Genomic DNA, 16911 nt, shown 5'->3' with positions numbered 1-16911 from the left:
GCCGTCAACATCGAGCGCCTCAGCGGACTGCCACCAGCCATGGAAGCACCCACACCCCGTCAGCCGACTTCCTTCCAGACGTACCTCGACCAACGCGAGCTGCCCCGGCCGAAGTCCTGGCGAACCCTGGGCAGCTGACCTGGACATCTCCAAGATCCCCGACGGAGTCAAGCTAAGAACCCGCATGCCCCAGGCCGCCGCGCGCACGTGCTGAACTGTCACTCTACGTACCACGTCCGCGCCAAGAGCGCTGAGTAGTGTCGGGGGGCCTGGTCGTAGCCTTCGGTGGGCGGCAGGCCTGGGTGTCCGGTACCTGGGCATCTCGTGGTATGCCGCGGTATCGCAGGGTGGTGGAAGGTACGCCCACGCGTTCCTCCCGTGGTCGCCTGCGCGATTGAACGCCGCATCCGCGTCGGCGGCCGCAGGCTCGCGGTCGTGGAGGTGCGCCTGGACGACGACGTCGACGCTCCGTTGCCCGCGTACCGCGTCATACCCGGAGCGCGGTCCGTGGGAAGTGCCCCGCCGGGTGGCAGCCCGTCCGGCGGGGTCGGCCGGGCCCGCTCGGTTCACATGACGCTCTGCTCCGGGTAACCGAGCACGGGGGCGGACACCTCGTCCAGGTGTGCGCGAACATCGTCGGGCAGCACAAGGCCGAGTACGTCGTCGGCCAGCGACTCCCGTAGCTGCTCGACCGTGCGGGCGCCCACCAAGGGGGCGGCCACCAGGGGCCGTTCCCGTACCCAGGCGAGCGACACGGCGAGCGGCGAGGCACCGAGCCGCTCCGCGGCGGAGACGACCTCGGTGACGATGCCGGCACTGCGCTCGTCCAGAAAGCGGCCCACGTAGGCTCGGAAGAAGGGGCTCCTCATGCGCTGTTTCGGGACTCCGTCCTGATACTTGCCGGTCAGCACACCACGGCCCAACGGCGCCCAGGGCAGCAGAGACAGCCCGGCGTCCGCGGCAGCGGGGATGGCCTCCCGTTCTATGCCGCGCTCCAGCAGCGAGTACTCCAGTTGCACGGACACCAGCGGTGCCCGACCGTCGGCCGACTGAAGTACTGCGGCTTTCGCGGTCTGCCAGCCCGAGTAGTTGCAGATTCCGGCATGCCGCACCCGCCCGCTGGCGACCGCCTCGTCGACGGCGCGCAGTGTCTCGTCCAGCGGCGTGCCGGCGTCCCAGGCGTGCAGTTGCCACAGGTCGACGTGGTCGGTGTTCAGCCTTGCCAACGAGCTGTCGAGGGCCTTCAGCAGGTGGGAATAGGACGCGTTCTGCCGACGGGCCGGATCGTTCAGCACCCCGACGGCCTTGGTCGCCAGCACGATCTCCGACCGGGGCACCACCCGCCCCAGCAGTCCGCCGATGATCTCCTCGCTCATCCCGTCGGCGTACACGTCGGCGGTGTCCAGGAGGTTTCCGCCCGCGTCGACGAACGCCCTCAGCTGCCGAGCGGCATCCTCCGGCACCGTCGCCGCACCCCAGGTCGAGGTGCCCAGCCCGATGGACGACACCGGGATTCCGGTCCGGCCGAGTGTGCGACGTTTCATGACCGACATAGTGGGAGACTCCCTTTCGGTAGGAAGGTTTTGCCGCGACACCCGGGTCTGTTCCGGGTGGCGGTGCTCACAGCCCGGGCAGGACCTCGGCACCCAGCAGCCGCACGTGATCGCTGTCCTCGGTGTCGTAGAGGTGGAAGTACACCGTGTCCACGCCGCCCTCCCGGCGCAGCTCGGCCAGCCGCTCCAGCACGTCCTCCGGGCGCCCGACGACGGCCTCGGCGCGCAACGGACCGGCAGGTAGGGCCGCCTCCCTGGCCTTGATCTCGGCGGGCGACGTGCCGCATGCCACCGGGAGGATGACCGACTTGCGCACGGTGGACGGATCACGGCCGGTCTCGTCGCATATCCGGTCGAAATTCTCCCGGCGCTCGCGGATACCGTGGGGAAAGGCGAGATTGAACTCGTCGGCGAACCGCGCGGCGAGGGCAGGGGTCCGGCGCACGCCGGTTCCGCCGATGATGAGGGGCGGGTGCGGGCGCTGCGCGGTACGCGGCAGGACTCCCGGGTTGAACACCTGGTAGTGCTTCCCATCGAAGGAAAACGGCTCGCCGTCGGGGGTGTCCCACAGGCCAGTTATGATGCTGAGTTGTTCTTCCAGGCGGTCGAACCGCTCGCCGGTGCGCGGGAACCCGACGCCGAACGCCAGATGCTCCTCTGGGTACCAGCCTGCGCCGATCCCCAACTCGACACGCCCGCCGCTCATCGCGTCCACCACGGCGACCGTGGTGGCCAGTAGGCCCGGTGCCCGGAAGGTACCGGCTGTGACCAGGGTGCCCAGGCGGATGCGCCGCGTCTCACGGGCGAGCCCGGCCAGCGTGGCCCAGGAGTCGGTGGGCTGGTAGGTCCGGTCCGCAGGGTCGACACCGAGGAGGTGGTCCGACCGGAAGAATCCGTCGAGGCCCGACTCCTCCACCGCCCTGGCCATGGCCAGGATGTTGTCGTAGCTTCCGGCCCGGCACGGCTCCAGCAATGCCCTCAGCTTCATCAGTGATCCTCAACTCTCCTGCCCTTGCGGTGCCTTGATCCTGCTTCCGGTCCTGCTTCCTGCTTCTGGGACGGCGGTCCTCGAAGAGCGTCCCGGAACGACCGGGGGGCGCGGTGCGCTCACACATCGGCCTCGATGCGCTCCCCGATCGTCTCGGCCACATCGGTCCACTGCTCCGCAAGGTAGAAGTGCCCGCCGTGGAACGTGCGCTGGGAGAAGCCGCCCGAGGTGTGCTCGGCCCACGCGGTGACGTCGTCGGGCCCGGTGGTCGGGTCGCTCTCCCCCGTCAGTGCCATCACCGCGCCCTGCACCCGGGGGCTGGGCCGTGGTTGGAACCGATAGCTCTCGACCGCCTGGTAGTCGCTCCGCACGGCGGGCATGACCATCTCCCGGACGTCTCGGTCCTCCAGCACCCGGGCCTGGGCGCCGCCGAGGACCGCCATCTCGTGCAACAGTCGCTCGTCGGAGAACCCCTGCGGCGTCCACCTGGCGCGGCCGCGTGAGGGCGCTCTTCTGGCGGAGGCGAAGAGGACCGGCACCCGGACGCCGAACGTCTCCAGCCGACGCACCACCTCGAAGCCCAGGGTGGCGCCCATGCTGTGTCCGAAGACGGCCGTGGACAGGCTGGTCGGCTGCGCGAGGAGTGCCTGCACCACATGGTCCGCCATGGCGAGCAGATCGGTCACAGCTGCCTCCCTGCGGCGCTCGTGACGGCCCGGGTACTGGACGACGAGCACATCCAGGGAGGATGCGAGGCGGGCGGAGAGCGGATGGTAGAAACTCGCCGAACCCCCCGCGTGGGGAAGGACAAGCAGGCGGCACGCCGCCGCGTCGGCGCTGTGGTACCGACGCAACCACCGCTTCGCTTCGGCTGTCTCCATCACCGATGTCCCCCGGTCCTGCGGGCGGCGCCGGCGGTCACGGCGACTCCGGCGCGGCGGGCCGCTCGCCGCCCAGGACCACCGGCAGGCGGTCCAGACGGCGCATGAAGATGCCCGGCTGCCAGGCCGGCGCGTCCGCCTCCTCGGCCGGCCGCAGTCCTGGCCGGCGGGACAGCAGCAGGGAGAGCCCCGTCTCCACTTCGAGGCGCCCGAGGTGCGCCCCCAAGCAGCGGTGTATGCCGCGGCCGAACCCCAGGTGTCCCCGGGCGTTGCGCTCGATGTCAAAGGTGTCCGGGTCGTCGAAGCGGTGGGGGTCGCGGCCGGCGGCGGCGACCGAGATCAGGATCATCTCGTTGGCCGGGATGGTGGTGGTGCCGACCCGCACCGGTACGCGCGAGTAGCGGGGGGTAAGCATCCGGAACGGGCTCTCGTACCGCAGTGTCTCCTCCACGCAGTTTGGTATGCGCGACAAGTCACCTGTCAGCAGGTCGAGTTGGTCCGGGTGGCGCAGGAGTGAGTGGATGGCGTTCGCGATCCCGTTGAGCGGCTCCATACCGCCGGTCAGCAGGACGTGCACCGATGCGATGGCTTCGTTCCTGGTCAGTTTCTTCGCCAGGACGGCCTCGGACAGCGCGGTCGCGATGTCGGGGCCCGGCTTGTCGGCCTTGCCGTCGACCAGAGCGCCGATGAACTCGACCAGCGATTCGGCGGAAGCCTTGAGGATGCTCCTGTCCGGCGCGGTGAGCAGGTCGTTCACCCATTCCGGGAAGGGTGCCGGATCGTCCGGCGGGATACCGATCATTTTTGATATCACGGTCCGCGCGAGCGGCCGGCAGAAGCGTTCGATGAGATCGACGGGTTGTTCCGCCGGCAGGCCGTCCAGGAGTGCGCCGGCCGTGGCGGCGATCTCCGCCCGCATGCTCTCGACGGTGCTTCCGGTGAAGTGGCCGCTGACGATGCTCCGAAGGCGGGTGTGGTCCGGCTCGTCGCGGTCGAGCATGTGCCGGCGCAGTGCCAGCGGGACTCCGCGGAGCTTCTCCGGCCGCACCACGGAACTGCGCAGGATCGCTTCGCCGTTGGCCACCATGTCCTTGCAGATGTCGGGGTCCGCGAGCAGCCTGCGGGCGTCCTCGTAGCGGGTGACGACCCACATCCGCATGCCGCTGCTGTCGATCGGGACGGCCTCGCCCTGTTCCCTGGCCTCGCGCAGCGCGGGGTAAGGGTCCTGCATGAAGTCACGGGTGACGAGTCTGACCAGCTCAGGGGCGCTTTCCGTGGTCATGCGTACTCATTTCCGACGCCGAGTCCGGACAGCCATTCCTCTACCACCGCGGCGGTCTCCCCGGCGTCCGCGTCCATGACGCTGAAGTGGTCGGCCGGCACGCGTACCTCGGTGTGCGGCAGTTGCCAGCCGCCACTGCGCAGATGCTGTTCGATGGACGTCTCGTCCTCCGGAACCAGATAGAGCGTGGGAAGGCCGCTGGGCTCCGGACGCCACTCGCGGAGCATGCGCAGGTACCAGCCGATGGCGGTCAGGCGGCTCACCCCGAGTTCCGTGCCGAGTTCCCGCTGGCGGTCGACGAGCCGGCGCAGGGTGCGGGGGACGAACTTGGTGACGAACTCCTCACCGGGCCAGAAGGTGTCGATCAGCACCACGCCCACCGGTGGCCTGCCCAGTTCGGCCAGCCGGGCCCCGATGCGATGCGCGATCCAGCCGCCGAATGAGCGTCCGCACAGTGCGATCGGCCCTTCACCGGTGTGGCGGTGGATGGCCTCCGTGTAGGCGGCCACCAGGGCGTCGAGGTCCTGGGGCAGTTCCTCGCCGTCGCTGAAGCCGGGCTCCCTCAGCTGAACGACGTCCCGCATGCCGTTGAACGGAGCGGCGAACTTCTTGTACTCGGCGCGGCCCGCCAGGGCGACCACCGAGGGGATGCACACCAGCGTGGGGTCCTGCCGGCCGGCGGCATGCTGGAAGGCGGCGAGGTCCAGCCCGCCGAGGTCGTCCTTGGCGTGGAACGTGGTGCGGAGCCTGGCCGCGCTGAGGACCATGTCCCAGGCCGCCTCGGACTCCCCCTTCGCCGCGAGGCCGCGGTAGACGGCCTCGAAGCCGGTGGGAAGCGCCCGGTGCTCCTCCGCCGGTGTGTCGGCGTGCGGTTCGACCGCGGCGGCCGGCTCGGGCGGCGCCTCCGCCGTGTGATTGACCTGGAGGTAGTCGAGGAGGTAGTCGGCCAGGCTGAGCGGGCCGTCGTGGTCGAAGACGACGGTGGCCGGCAGGCTCGCCCCGAGCGCCTGGGCGATCAGGTTGCGGACCTCGACCGCGGCCAGGGAGCTGAGACCGAGTGCCTCGAACTCGGCCTCCGCCACCACCAGCGCGGTGGCCGACGTCTCCAGCACGGACGCCACACTGGTACAGACCAGCTCGACCAGTCGAGCGCGGCACTCCTCCGGCGGCAGCCGCAGCAGTACGGACCGCAGCGGCTCGGCGGTCGCGGCTCCGACGGACTCGGCTGTCACGGCCTCGGCAGGGGCGGCCGTCTCCACACCGGAGGGCACGGGGACGTGCCAGAACGTCCGGCGGCGGTACGGGTAGGTCGGCAGGGCGCTCGCGTCCACCGACGGCACGGCGAAGACCTTCCGCCAGTCGACCTCGGCGCCGTGCGCATGGGCCTCGGCGAGAGACCGCAGAAAGCGGCTCAGCCCGGGGTCGTCCTCATGCAGGCTTCCCGTGCACCCCACCGGGATGTCCACCGCCGCGGCGGTCTCCTCCACGGCGGTGCCGAGCACTTGGTGGGGGCTGATCTCCACGAAGCGCCGGTGGCCGCGGCCGATGAGGTCCTCGACGGCGGCGCGGAAGTCGACGCGGTCGCGCATGTTCCGGCGCCAGTGGGCGCCGTCGAGCCGCTCGGTCGGGACCCGCCCGCCCGTCGTCGCGGAGACGAACGGTACCGCGCCGGGCATCGGAGCCAGGTCCGCCAGGCTGCCTTGCAGTTCGTCAAGGAGCGCCTCGGTCTGCGGGCTGTGGAACGCGACGTCCCCGGCAAGCCGGCGCACTCGGATGCCCTCCTGCTCGGCGCGGGCGACCGCCTCCGCCACCGCTGCGGCGGTTCCGCTGATCGCCACGCTGCGGGGGCTGTTGACGACCGCGACGCACACGTCGTCCGCCCAGCGGGCGATCCACCGCTCGGCCTCGTCCGGTCCGAGCCGGAGCGAGGCCATGGCCCCCCGGCCGGCGATCCGGTCCATCAGCCGTCCGCGCAGCGCCACGATCCGCGCCGCGTCCGCCCGAGTCAGCCCGCCGGCCACGTGCGCGGCGGCGATCTCGCCCTGGCTGTGTCCCACGACGACGTCGGGCCGCACACCGTACGAACGCCACAGCTCGGCGAGGGCGACCATGACGGTGAAGGTCACCGGCTGGACGACCTGCGGGCTCTCCAGCGCGGGGGCGTCCGGCTCGGCCCGCAAAACGCCCGCCACCGACCAGGGCAGCAGGGCCCCGAACTCCTCGTCCCACTCCGCCACGGCGCGGGCGAACACCTCCGACTCGGCCATCAGCGCGGTGGCCATGCCGGTCCAGTGGGAGCCGTGCCCAGGGAAGACGAAGACGGTCGGGCCCGGTACCGCGGCGCCGGTCACGATGTCGAAGGAGGCGGTGGCGCCTGCCAGGGCCCGCAGCGCCGGGCGGTGGTCGCCGTGCCGGTCGGGCAGGACCGCGGCGCGGTGGGTGAAGAGAGTCCGGCCGAGTGCGAGCGCGGGTCCGATGTCGTCGCTCCCGGCCCCGTTCAGGTCGGTGAGTACCGAGTCCAGCCGATCGGCCATGACGGGCAGCAGGTCCGGGGCGGGCGCCGACAGCAGCCAGGGGGCCCCGGCCGGTGCGGGTTTCGGTGCCTTGCCGCGGGGTGTCCGGGGCGGCTCCTGGAGGATCAGGTGCGCGTTGGTGCCGCTGATACCGAACGACGAGACGGCCGCCCGCCGGGTCCGCTCCTCGGCGGGCCAGGGTACGGCGCCTGCCGCCAGGCGGATCGCTCCCGAGGGCCAGTCCTCCGCTCGCCTGGGCTCAGCCGCGTGCAGCGTCGCCGGGATGACCTCGTGCTCCAGCGCGAGGAGCATCTTGATGAGGGAGACCAGTCCGGCGGCCGCCTGTGTGTGGCCGAGGTTGGACTTGACCGAGCCGAGCCACAGCGGCCGGTCCGGGGACCGGCCGGCGCCGTAGGTGTTGCGCAGTGCCTGGAGTTCGACGGCGTCGCCGAGCGAGGTGCCGGTGCCGTGCGCCTCGACCACGTCGACGTCGTCGGCCGCCAGGCCCGCCGCCCGCAGCGCCCGGCCGATCGCCTGCTCCTGGGCGTACGGGTTCGGGGCGGTCAGGCCGTTGGAGGCACCGTCCTGGGTGACGGCGCTCCCCCGGACGATCCCCAGCACCTTGTGCCCGTTGCGCTGGGCGTCGGACAACCGCTCCAGCACCAGGGCGCCGGCGCCCTCGGCGAGGCCGACGCCGTCGGCGCCCTCGGCGAACGCCTTGCAGCGGCCGTCGGGTGCCAGCAGGCCCTGGCGGCTGAACTCCACCATGTTGGCGGGGGTCGACATCACCGTGACGCCGCCGACGATCGCCAGTCCGGTGGTGCCTCTGCGTAGTTCCTCGCAGGCCAGGTGGACCGCCACGAGGGAGGAGGAGCAGGCGGTGTCAACGGTGAGCGCGGTGCCGTGGGTTCCCAGGATGTAGGAGATCCGTCCGGACGCCACGCTGCCGGCGACGCCGAGGCCCAGGGTCCCGTCGTAGCTCTCCGGTGACTCGAACCAGCGCGGCGCGTAGTCAGAGGGCATCATGCCGACGAACACACTCGCGTCGCTGCCCCGCAGCGCCCCGGCGGGGATGCCGGCCCGCTCCAGCGCTTCCCAGACCGTCTCCAGCAGTACCCGCTGCTGGGGATCGAGGGATGCGGCTTCACGTTCCTCGACCGAGAAGAATCCCGCGTCGAACTCGCCGATACCGGACAGGAAGCCGCCGTGCCGCGAGACGGTGGTGCCGGCCTTCGCGGGCTCCGGCGAGTGGACCCGCTCCAGCGGCCAGCCCCGGTCCTCGGGGAGTTCCGAACGCACCTCCCGCCCGGTCCGCAGCACTTCCCAGAACTCGTCCGGCGAACTGACGCCCCCCGGCAGGCGGCATCCCACGCCCACGATGGCTATCGGCTCCCCGGGCGGCGCGGGCTCCTGCGGCGTCCGCGGAAGCCCGCTCGTGGCAGGGTCCTGACCGGCCAGGAAGTGCGCCACCCGCAGCGGTGTGGGGTGGTCGAAGAGCAGGCCGACCGGCAGGTCGAGTCCCGTCCGGTCGGCGAGTACGCTCCGCAGCCTCGACCCCATCAGGGAGTCGAATCCCATGTCCTTGAAGGTGCCGTCGGTGTCCACAGCGGACCCCAGGATCTCCGCGGCCGCGTCGCACACCATGGCGAGGGCGGCGGCACGCAGCTCACCCGGCGAGGAGTCGGGTGAGCTGAGCCGCTGCCGCGCCCGGCGCTCGGCGGTCAGCGAGCGGCCCAGTTCGGTGGCCCGGCGCCGGGCCACCTTCCCCGTCGGAGTGCGCGGCAGCTGCTCCACCACGTGCAGCGAGGTGGGGAGTTTGTACGGGGCGACGCCCTTGAGCGCCAGGTGATCGGCCACCTCCTGGAGCGTCGGCCGCCGGTCGCCCCGGACCGTACACAGCAGCACCGGGGTCTCGCCCAGCCGCTCGTCGTCGCACCCGACGAGGACGGCGTCGTGAACGGCGGCGAAGTCCTGGAGGAGCTCCTCGATCTCGGCGGCGTTGACCTTCCGACCGCCCACGTTGATGAGGCCTGCGGAGCGGCCCCGGAAGGCAACCGAGCCGTCGGGGGTCAGGCAGGCCAGGTCGCCGGTCTTCAGCCAGCCGTCGGTCGTCATCGCCTGCCGGGTGAGTTCGGGCTCCCCCAGGTATCCGTGGAACATCGAGGCGCTGCGGAACTGGAGTTCGCCGACCAGGCCTGGCGCGCAAGGCCGGCCGTCCTCGTCCACGACGCGCACATGCGCCCCGTCGGCGGGGCTGCCGATCGTGCGGGCGGCCTGTTCCGGAACGTCGGCCGGCCGGGTGTAGGTGCCCGCCCCGATCTCCGACATACCCCACTGGACGACCACCCGGTCGGTCAGCAGGCGAGTCAGAGAGGTGACCAGTTCCTCCGACACCGGCGCCCCGCCGGTGCGTATCTCCCTCAGCCGCGGCAGCCGGGCGCCGTCCGGTCCGGTGATCTCCGCCAGGATGTCGCGCAGTTGGGTCGGCACGGCGTAAAGGAAGGTCGGCGGCGCCGACTCGACCGCGGCGACCAACTGGCCGGTGTCCCAGCTCCGCAGGATGACCTGGCGGGTGGCACACAGGACGCTCAGGTGAATCGACAGCATGCCGAACAGGAAGCTGAAAGGGCTGGCGCTGAGGATGGCGTCCGACGGCCCGGGGCTATCGCTGTCGGCGATGACGACGCTCAACGCGTTGGTCAGCAGGCTGCGGTGCGAGTGCATGCAGATCTTGGGCCGACGCGAGGTGGTTCCGGAGGAGGGCATCAGGACGAACGGCATGTCCGGCGTCACGTCGACGGGAAGCGGGCAAGCCCCTTCCCAGGAGGCCGCCAGATGCTCCAGGGAACCCGGTCCGTGCTCCGGGCTGCCGCCCGCCGTCAGCACCCGGCGCAGGTCCGGGATCGCCTTCTGCATGGCCCTGCCGAGCGTCTGCCCGTCGCCGTGCTTGGAGGCGTGCGCCAGGATCAGCACCACGGGTCTGGCCCTGCGCAGCAGGGACTCCGTCTCACCTGGCACGCAGTCGGTGTGGACGGGCAGGAGGACCCCACCGACCATGGCGACGGCCACGTGCAGGGCCAGGAAGTCCATGCCGTTCGGCAGTTGGACGGCGACCACGTCGCCACTGGCCACCCCGAGGTCCTGCAAACCGCGTGCCAGCGCACGAGCACGGGCCTGCCAGTCACGCCAGGTGTACCGGTCTGCCCCGTCGCAGACGGCGAGCGCCTCCGGGGCGGTCGCCACCGCCGCCTCGAACAGGGCCGGGAAGTGCACCGGTGACGACCCCTCGTTTCTCGGAGGGTCGAGCAAGTAGTAGTCATCCATCGTCAATGTCATCGCGAGCCCCCATCGGAGCGGTCGGAATCATTCCGCCCGGCGCCTCGGCACGGGCGGGCGGGCGGGCGGGTGTGAGGCTCAGGCCCGGGTCTGGCCGACCACACGAACACGAGCGGCCTGCCGCCCGGTACTTCGGACGGTCCCGGGGCGTGGCCGGGGCGGGACCCCGGCCACCGGTACATGGCACTCGGCGCTACTCAGAGACCCTGCCTGGGACGAGGAGGGAACCGGTCTCTCCCGGAACCACTGACGCGGGCTGTCACCTGTCGCCGCACGGCATCCAGGACAATCCCGCCGCTCACCGCTCGTGCTCGGTCCAGCCGATTCCTGCGCCCCGATAGTCGTTCAGCGCGATGAATCTGCTGGACGCATCGGTGATAGTGCTGGCCTCAGTCTCGTTGCAATTGGCATCAAGGGGTCTTTGTGTCACGTCCCTTTCCCCCGGAGCTCTCAGCATGGCCTCCTCTCGAATCGGCTCTCGCGCAGACACTACGAATGGAGGCTCCCGGCGGTTCACCCTCCGCTCGTCGAGGCCCGCCGGAGGTACACCGTGGAGGTGATGTCCGACGGCGGCGCCGTGCCCCGTGCTCAACAAGTGCACGCGCGCGGGTCCTTGGCAGCGCTTTGGCCACCTCCGCCACCAACTACCGGGCCATGCTGCATCGCCTGGACGACGGCGGCCTCGTCGATCCCACCCGCACTGTCCTGGACACCGCGCACGTCCGCCCCTAACAACGGGGGCGACCACACAGACCCGAGCCCCGTGCGAACTGCAGGACGCTGACCAGAGCCTGCCGGCCGGGCGAGATCCCGGGACGCCCCCTGGCCCCGAAGGCAGCCCTGAAATCCTCATCCGAGAACAGCGGACCGAGGCCGTCCCGGATCCTCATGGCCAGACAGCCCTTGGGGAACGCCGCGCGAGCCACATCCCACGTCAGGGCAGGAACCTCCGCTCCCGAGTCCAAGCGCATCGATACCGCCGCACCCCCAGTTCCCCACGGCCGGACACCCAGCTCGCGCCCTTGAGACCGCCACACAACACGCTCATGGCCCCCGACGCCGCATACCCCGTGATCACGCCGGCTTCACTCGAATTGGGCAACAGGGTCATCGACGGCTTCTACAACCCAAGCCGCCGACATTCGGCGAACGGCCAGCTGAGCCCGGCCGACTTCGAGCGCCGACACGCCGCAGAAACATCAGGTAAGGTCCTCTGCACCGCCGCATAGCTCACAATCCCGCCCATGTCCGTCAGACCGGGGCAACTCCAGAGACACGACCCCGACGCCATGTTCGAGCAAGGAGCCGAGCAGTACCGCGCAAAAACCGTATGCGCCCCCTGCCCCGTCGCGACCGAGTGCCTCGCCTACGCCCTGGACGAGCACATCGAGTTCGGCGTGTGGGGTGGCTCGCCGAAGGTAGCGTCGATTTGGCCGACGGGGCGTTGTGCCGGCTCCCGCACCAACCTGCCCGCCGCATCACCGCAGGCGAGCTGCCCTGGCCTGTCTTACCGTCCGCCCCCCGGCATGCCGATTCGGCCCAGAGCGTCAGGACCGTGGTCGCGGGCAGGCCGTCGCCCGACGAGCGGAGGTCGTACCGCGTCAGGGCCGCGCCCGCGGATCGGCCCGGCAGGTCACGGTGTCGCGCGCACCGGGCCCTGGCCGTGCGAGGTTCGCGCTCCGGTGCGCTCGCCGGTGTCCGCGTCGATCGTGACGGCGCCCCAGAATCCGCGTGGCAGCAACGGGTCGGCGGCGGGGCGAAGGGTGATGGCGTGCCCGGCACTGCGCGCGGCGCTCACGCAGGCCGGCGAAAAGCGGTCGTCAAGGACACGGCTGATGACGTCCGGCCAGCGCCGGGTGACTACCGAAGTCACCGAATCGCCCGTGGCGAGGTCGTGCCCGTGCACGGACGGCTCGCCAACGGCCGCAGCGACGGGCTGCCGCAGCGCGAGGACCCGATGCAGGCCCTGCACAGTGGCCGGGTGCAGCCCGACGCCGATACTGCTGCAGGCGAGCACGGGTCGCCCGCGGCGCAGAGCGACGGCCGGCTCCACGGGCATCGACAGGCGCTCACCGGGGGCGAGTTGTGCAAGAGCCTGCTGCTGGAACGCGGCGGGGTCGGGGATCGGGACGCCGTCGACGACGATGCCGGTCGTGCCCCACATGGCCGTGTTGATGCTGTGGCAGAGGGCGGCGACGTTGCCGTCGGCGTCGACCGCGATCACGTAGTCCGAGTGACTGCCCCCGACGGGGGCTCCGTCGAGCGCCCTGAGCAGACCGACCAAGGCGTCGGGGTCCTGTGACGGTTCGCCGCCCCCTTCCGCTTCCAGCCGTGTGAGGGCGGTGAGCAGGTCGGTGCCGCCGGTGTCGGGCGCGGGCAGGGTGACGATCTCGTGGCCGGCGAAGGACCCGCGCGCGGGAGCGGCGCAGTGCGCACGGTAGCTCTCGAGGTCTTCGGCCTCGGCATGGCCGCCCTCGCGGCGCACCAGGGAGACGAAGCGTTCCGCCCACGGGCCACGGTACATCCAGTCCGGTCCGTGTTCTGCGAGCGCGTCGACGGTTGCCGCGAGGCGCGGCTGGAGGGCGAGTTCGCCTGCGCGGGGCATCCGCCCGTCCGGGGCGAAGGCGGCGCGGCCTTCGTCGGTTCGGGTCAGGGTGGTGGCCCGGGTGGCGAGCAGCCGCGCGAGATGCGCGTTGACCGGGACCCCACGTTGGAGGAGGTGGCGCGCGGGGGACCAGAGCCGGTCCCAGGGCAGCTGGCCCCAGCGCGTGTGGGCCGCGTGGGCACCGGCGATGAAACCCGGGACCAGAGCGGTCCGCCCACTGGGCCGCGGGGCGGCCGGGATCTCCAGCGGTCGGGTCTCCCGGGCAAACGTCCCGAAGCCGGCGGACACGGTGGCTGTGGCTGCATCGGCCGCGTCGTGGTGCACCATCCCGAACAGCCCGGCGTAGCTGACCCACGATCCCAGGGCCAGCGCGATCTGTGTGAACGCCGTGGTCAGCACCGCGTCGGTGGCGCTGGATCCGGCGTCCAGGGCGTGCCGCCCCGCGAGCGTCGCGAACGGTCCGGTGGAACCGACCAGAACCGACGACGTCCCGCTCGCGGCGGCAGGCCGCGGGTCCAGCCGTATGCGCTTCCAGTCCAGTGCCTCCGCGACCTCGGCACGGTCCCAGCCGGCGGGGTCGAGCGGATCCCGGTGCGAGGTGACAATGGTCCGCTCACTGTCGTGCTGTCCCACGGTTGCCTCCTGCTCTCGAATTTGCTGTACTCTCGAAACGAAAGTACGCCCTGTTAGGGAGTTGCCAATGGTCGAGCGGGAATCCGAGGCGGGGCTGCGCGAGGTGGTCCACCAACGGGTACGCCTGGGGGTGCTGGCCGTCCTCGCCCGGCGAGGACCGTGCACCTTTTCGCACCTCCGGGACGCTCTGGGGCAGAGCGACGGCGGGCTGAGCCGTCACCTGGGCGTTCTGGAGCAACACGGGTACATCACCACCGAGAAGGTCTTCGAGAACCGTCGGCCCCGGACCTGGGTCCGCATGACCGAGACCGGGGCCGAGGCCTTCCGGGAGGAACAGGAACTGCTGGCCAAGCTGCTCGCCTCGGCCACGCAGGAGGCCGGGGAAACCGGGACCGGCGACGGCACGGACAACCGCACCGCGGACATGGCAATCGTCTTCGCCGCCCTGCTCGCCGGCGATGACGGCGGGAACGACACGGGAGGCGCTGGAGGCGGGAGCGACACGTCGGCGGACGAAACGGACCGCTCGGGCCTGGTGCCCACCGTCCCGGCCATCGCCGGACGGCCCACGGATCCGATCGCGTCCGGTCCCATCAGTGCCCGCTACGACTTCCCGGCCGACTACGCCGAGTTCGGCTTCGAACAGCGCGAACAGCGACTGATGATGATGAGCCACGGCCTGCGGGGCGGATGGATCAGCACCTGGCGCGTCGGCAGACGCGAGCAGGACGGTGACGTCATGGCGCACGTGATGGTGGTCGAACTCGCAGGCGCGCCGAACTGCGAGGCAATCCTCGCGATGATGAGCGCGCCCACCCTGAGCCTGCCCGGCGCGCCCGGGGCTCTCGGCTACCTGGTGCCCGCCGCCGAAGAGGGGACACCCGCCACGGCCGTCGCCTGGTTCTGCGTCGGACGCCACCTCGCATCGGTTGTGGTCACCGCCGCCGCCGTGGCCGTCCCCGTGCTCGACCACCTCGTGAGCGAGGCATACCGCCTGCTGTCCGCACACCAATCCTGATGCTACACACACCCCCACACACACTCAGGACGCGACCATGCACTCCTTCCCCCCACCCCCGGATGCCGGTCCGAGCGACTCCGCCACGACCCGCAGCGCCTGGCGCTCCACGCTCGCCGCCATAGCCGTCGACGCGGGCCCGCCCCTGCTGATCTTCTTCGTACTCCACGCTTGCGGAGTCGGCGACGTCGTCGCCTACACCGCCGGGTCGGTCGTCCCCCTGGTACGGCTGATCGCAGACCGGTGGCGCGGACGCCCGTTCAACGTGATCTCCGGCCTGGTCGTGGTCTTCCTCGTGGTCTCGGTGGCCCTTGCCGTGGTCACCGATGACGCCCGTGCGGTGATCGCGCGCGGCGGCCTGATCTACCTCGCACTCGCGGTGGCTGCGGCCGTCTCCATACCGACCCGCAGTCCGGCGATGTTGCTGCTCTCGCGCTATGTCGCCGTCCGCGCCCGGCCCGAGACGGCAACTCGGTTCGACGAGACCTTCCGCCGTCCGTCGGCACTGCGGGCCATGCGGATGGTCACGGCCGTCTGGGCGCTCGGCTTCGCGATCTGCGCGCTGGCATGCGTCGTCTGCGCCTACACCCTCCCGGTGACAGAGGCTGCCACCGCGACTTCGCTGGTCGAACCGGTAACCGCGATGATCCTGGCCGGCGGGACCGCACGCTACATGCGTCGCGCACTGGCAGGGTCCCCCCTCACAGAGTCTGCCGCGGACCCGCCGCAGGACCGTGCCGGCTCCCCGGACGCGCCGACCTCTCGGGCAGCGAGGAAGGGATGAACAACCGCACGTGCGCCCCATGCGGCACCGTCAGTCTGACGGAAGGTTTCATCGAGGACGCCGGCCAGAAGGTCATGTCCGCGGGACTGGTGTATCGACGGCCACTCGGTGATCTCGTTTTGAGGCTATGCGCTGAGTTCGGTGGGCAGGGCTGTCTCGTCGGTTTCTGACTCGATCGGGTGGAGGCGGATCTCGGCGAGGAGTTCGCGGCCCATGTAGCGGCGGGCCTCGGTCCATTCGTCGTTCTGCTCGGCCAGGACCGCGCCGACGAGCCGGATCAGGGCGGTACGGTCGGGGAAGATGCCGACCACGTCGGTGCAGCGGCGTCATCGACGCCGATATCCGTCTGGTGGTCGCGATCGGCCGGCCCCTGCCGGGCAACCGCAACGTCTGCAAGGCGTGGGAGCTGTCCGGGGGCAAAGGCCGCCGTCGGCAACACCATGGTGATCGCCGACGGCGGCTACCGCGGTACTAGGCTGGTGATCCCGCACCGTCGCGAACGCGGCCAGGAAGAGCTTCCGGCCTGGAAGGAGGAGCACAACCGCTCACACCGCAAGGTCCGCGCCCGGGTGGAGCACACCTTCGCCAGGATGAAGAGCTGGAAGATCCTTCGCGACTGCCGCTTGAAAGGCGACGGAGTACATCACGCCATGCTTGGCATCGCCCGCCTCCACAACCTCGCCCTCGCGGGCTAGCCAGGCCGAACGTGGACGCCCCAACCCTGACCGCCAAGGCCAGTTGATCATTGCGGGACAGCCTTTAGAAACCGCCGAGCTCGTCGCCTTCCGCGCAGTTCTCGAACTGGCAGTCATAAAAATAGGAGAAGGACTTCTGGGCATCGATGTCCTGAAAGTCCTCGCCCAGTTCCACACCGGAAGGAATAACCAGAGTGCTGCTCATGTGCTCCTCTTTTCTTGTTCGTCGATTCGGTGGATCTGCGTTTCCGCCGTTGGACACCGTGGAGGGTGACGGACCAGGGCTTCGGCATAGTTGCAGGATGTCCGATCCGTTATGTTCTGTCGGCTTGGCGGTGCACCAACAGGACGCGACGGCCAGCGGACCTATCGCTTGCCGACGGTCGCAGTGGCCTGGCAACTGAGCAGTGCGTCTCGGCTTATCCCGAGGATCTGTCCACTGTTGCAGAAACCTGTGTGTACGCCGCCGCCTCGCGACTAGTTCCTGTCTCTTCAACGGACGCTGCACGGGAACGGTTCACTGAACCCCTTTCATCCCGGGGGCTGAGGAGTGAAACAGGCTGGTCAGGTGGGGTGACGTGGCGAAGCCCCTCGTCGTTGGTGTGGTGATCTCACTCAACACG

The 16911-nt window shown here is 70.6% G+C and carries 10 protein-coding genes and 4 pseudogenes; 5 read left to right on the top strand and 9 right to left on the bottom strand.

All coding sequences use genetic code 11. The features are described 5' to 3' along the window. Positions 1 to 566: 566 nt before the first annotated feature. The 6 genes and pseudogenes from ACFZDK_RS54720 to ACFZDK_RS54695 form a co-directional block, all read right to left on the bottom strand. A complete protein-coding gene (locus tag ACFZDK_RS54720) occupies positions 567 to 1544 on the bottom strand; it encodes an aldo/keto reductase (RefSeq protein ID WP_390986656.1) in 978 nt (325 codons plus the stop codon). A 76-nt stretch (positions 1545 to 1620) separates the two neighbouring features. Next, positions 1621 to 2541 (bottom strand): TIGR03560 family F420-dependent LLM class oxidoreductase, encoded by a 921-nt coding sequence (locus ACFZDK_RS54715; RefSeq protein ID WP_390986653.1) that lies wholly within the window; start codon positions 2539 to 2541, stop codon positions 1621 to 1623. A gap of 119 nt (positions 2542 to 2660) precedes the next feature. Continuing rightward, entirely contained in the window at positions 2661 to 3422 is a 762-nt protein-coding gene (locus ACFZDK_RS54710; protein WP_390986651.1) for an alpha/beta fold hydrolase, read from the bottom strand. A 37-nt stretch (positions 3423 to 3459) separates the two neighbouring features. Beyond that, positions 3460 to 4704 carry a cytochrome P450 gene (locus ACFZDK_RS54705; RefSeq protein ID WP_390986648.1) on the bottom strand — a complete coding sequence of 415 codons (1245 nt, stop codon included), beginning with the start codon at positions 4702 to 4704 and terminating at the stop codon, positions 3460 to 3462. After that, on the bottom strand, positions 4701 to 10553 hold the full coding sequence (locus tag ACFZDK_RS54700; protein ID WP_390986645.1) for an acyltransferase domain-containing protein: 5853 nt from the start codon (positions 10551 to 10553) through the stop codon (positions 4701 to 4703). Before ACFZDK_RS54700 ends, ACFZDK_RS54705 begins: the two co-directional genes overlap by 4 nt. A gap of 758 nt (positions 10554 to 11311) precedes the next feature. Further along, positions 11312 to 11524, bottom strand: a pseudogene (locus ACFZDK_RS54695) (IS1182 family transposase); the annotation flags it as partial. 75 nt (positions 11525 to 11599) lie between these two features. On the opposite strand from ACFZDK_RS54695, the gene ACFZDK_RS54690 reads away from it, so the two are divergent. Further along, positions 11600 to 11782 (top strand): hypothetical protein, encoded by a 183-nt coding sequence (locus ACFZDK_RS54690; protein ID WP_390986642.1) that lies wholly within the window; start codon positions 11600 to 11602, stop codon positions 11780 to 11782. Between the two features lie 15 nt (positions 11783 to 11797). Then, a pseudogene (locus ACFZDK_RS54685) lies at positions 11798 to 11953 on the top strand (WhiB family transcriptional regulator); the annotation flags it as partial. 233 nt (positions 11954 to 12186) lie between these two features. On the opposite strand, the gene ACFZDK_RS54680 reads toward ACFZDK_RS54685, so the two are convergent. Continuing rightward, positions 12187 to 13791: a gamma-glutamyltransferase gene (locus ACFZDK_RS54680; protein ID WP_390986639.1), complete on the bottom strand. Its 1605-nt coding sequence runs from the start codon at positions 13789 to 13791 to the stop codon at positions 12187 to 12189. A 67-nt stretch (positions 13792 to 13858) separates the two neighbouring features. Here ACFZDK_RS54680 and ACFZDK_RS54675 point away from each other — a divergent pair, with 67 nt between their 5' ends. Together ACFZDK_RS54675 and ACFZDK_RS54670 are read left to right on the top strand one after the other, a co-directional pair. Further along, positions 13859 to 14809 carry a transcriptional regulator gene (locus ACFZDK_RS54675; protein WP_390986636.1) on the top strand — a complete coding sequence of 317 codons (951 nt, stop codon included), beginning with the start codon at positions 13859 to 13861 and terminating at the stop codon, positions 14807 to 14809. A gap of 37 nt (positions 14810 to 14846) precedes the next feature. After that, positions 14847 to 15593: a VC0807 family protein gene (locus tag ACFZDK_RS54670; RefSeq protein ID WP_390986633.1), complete on the top strand. Its 747-nt coding sequence runs from the start codon at positions 14847 to 14849 to the stop codon at positions 15591 to 15593. 125 nt (positions 15594 to 15718) lie between these two features. Here the strand turns inward: ACFZDK_RS54670 and ACFZDK_RS54665 are convergent. Continuing rightward, positions 15719 to 15919 (bottom strand): annotated as a pseudogene (locus ACFZDK_RS54665) (transposase); the annotation flags it as partial. Here ACFZDK_RS54665 and ACFZDK_RS54660 point away from each other — a divergent pair. After that, a pseudogene (locus tag ACFZDK_RS54660) lies at positions 15919 to 16288 on the top strand (transposase); the annotation flags it as partial. The pseudogenes ACFZDK_RS54665 and ACFZDK_RS54660 sit on opposite strands and share 1 nt — an antisense overlap. A 64-nt stretch (positions 16289 to 16352) precedes the next feature. Here ACFZDK_RS54660 and ACFZDK_RS54655 read toward each other — a convergent pair. Continuing rightward, the gene (locus tag ACFZDK_RS54655) at positions 16353 to 16493 is read right to left on the bottom strand and encodes a hypothetical protein (RefSeq protein ID WP_390986630.1); all 141 of its coding nucleotides are present in this window, start codon (positions 16491 to 16493) and stop codon (positions 16353 to 16355) included. Positions 16494 to 16911 lie beyond the last annotated feature (418 nt).

It is taken from the genome of Streptomyces sp. NPDC007901, from assembly GCF_042959465.1.
In the GTDB taxonomy this organism is placed as follows: domain Bacteria; phylum Actinomycetota; class Actinomycetes; order Streptomycetales; family Streptomycetaceae; genus Streptomyces.
This window is presented reverse-complemented; position numbering and strand designations above follow the sequence as displayed.

Excerpts from the sequence above, each read along its gene's own strand:
- ACFZDK_RS54720 (WP_390986656.1), bottom strand. The coding sequence starts at position 1,544 with ATGAAACGTCGCACACTCGGCCGGACCGGAATCCCGGTGTCGTCCATC.
- ACFZDK_RS54715 (WP_390986653.1), bottom strand. The coding sequence starts at position 2,541 with ATGAAGCTGAGGGCATTGCTGGAGCCGTGCCGGGCCGGAAGCTACGAC.
- ACFZDK_RS54710 (WP_390986651.1), bottom strand. The coding sequence starts at position 3,422 with ATGGAGACAGCCGAAGCGAAGCGGTGGTTGCGTCGGTACCACAGCGCC.
- ACFZDK_RS54705 (WP_390986648.1), bottom strand. The coding sequence starts at position 4,704 with ATGACCACGGAAAGCGCCCCTGAGCTGGTCAGACTCGTCACCCGTGAC.
- ACFZDK_RS54700 (WP_390986645.1), bottom strand. The coding sequence starts at position 10,553 with ATGACATTGACGATGGATGACTACTACTTGCTCGACCCTCCGAGAAAC.
- ACFZDK_RS54690 (WP_390986642.1), top strand. The coding sequence starts at position 11,600 with ATGGCCCCCGACGCCGCATACCCCGTGATCACGCCGGCTTCACTCGAA.
- ACFZDK_RS54675 (WP_390986636.1), top strand. The coding sequence starts at position 13,859 with ATGGTCGAGCGGGAATCCGAGGCGGGGCTGCGCGAGGTGGTCCACCAA.
- ACFZDK_RS54670 (WP_390986633.1), top strand. The coding sequence starts at position 14,847 with ATGCACTCCTTCCCCCCACCCCCGGATGCCGGTCCGAGCGACTCCGCC.
- ACFZDK_RS54655 (WP_390986630.1), bottom strand. The coding sequence starts at position 16,493 with ATGAGCAGCACTCTGGTTATTCCTTCCGGTGTGGAACTGGGCGAGGAC.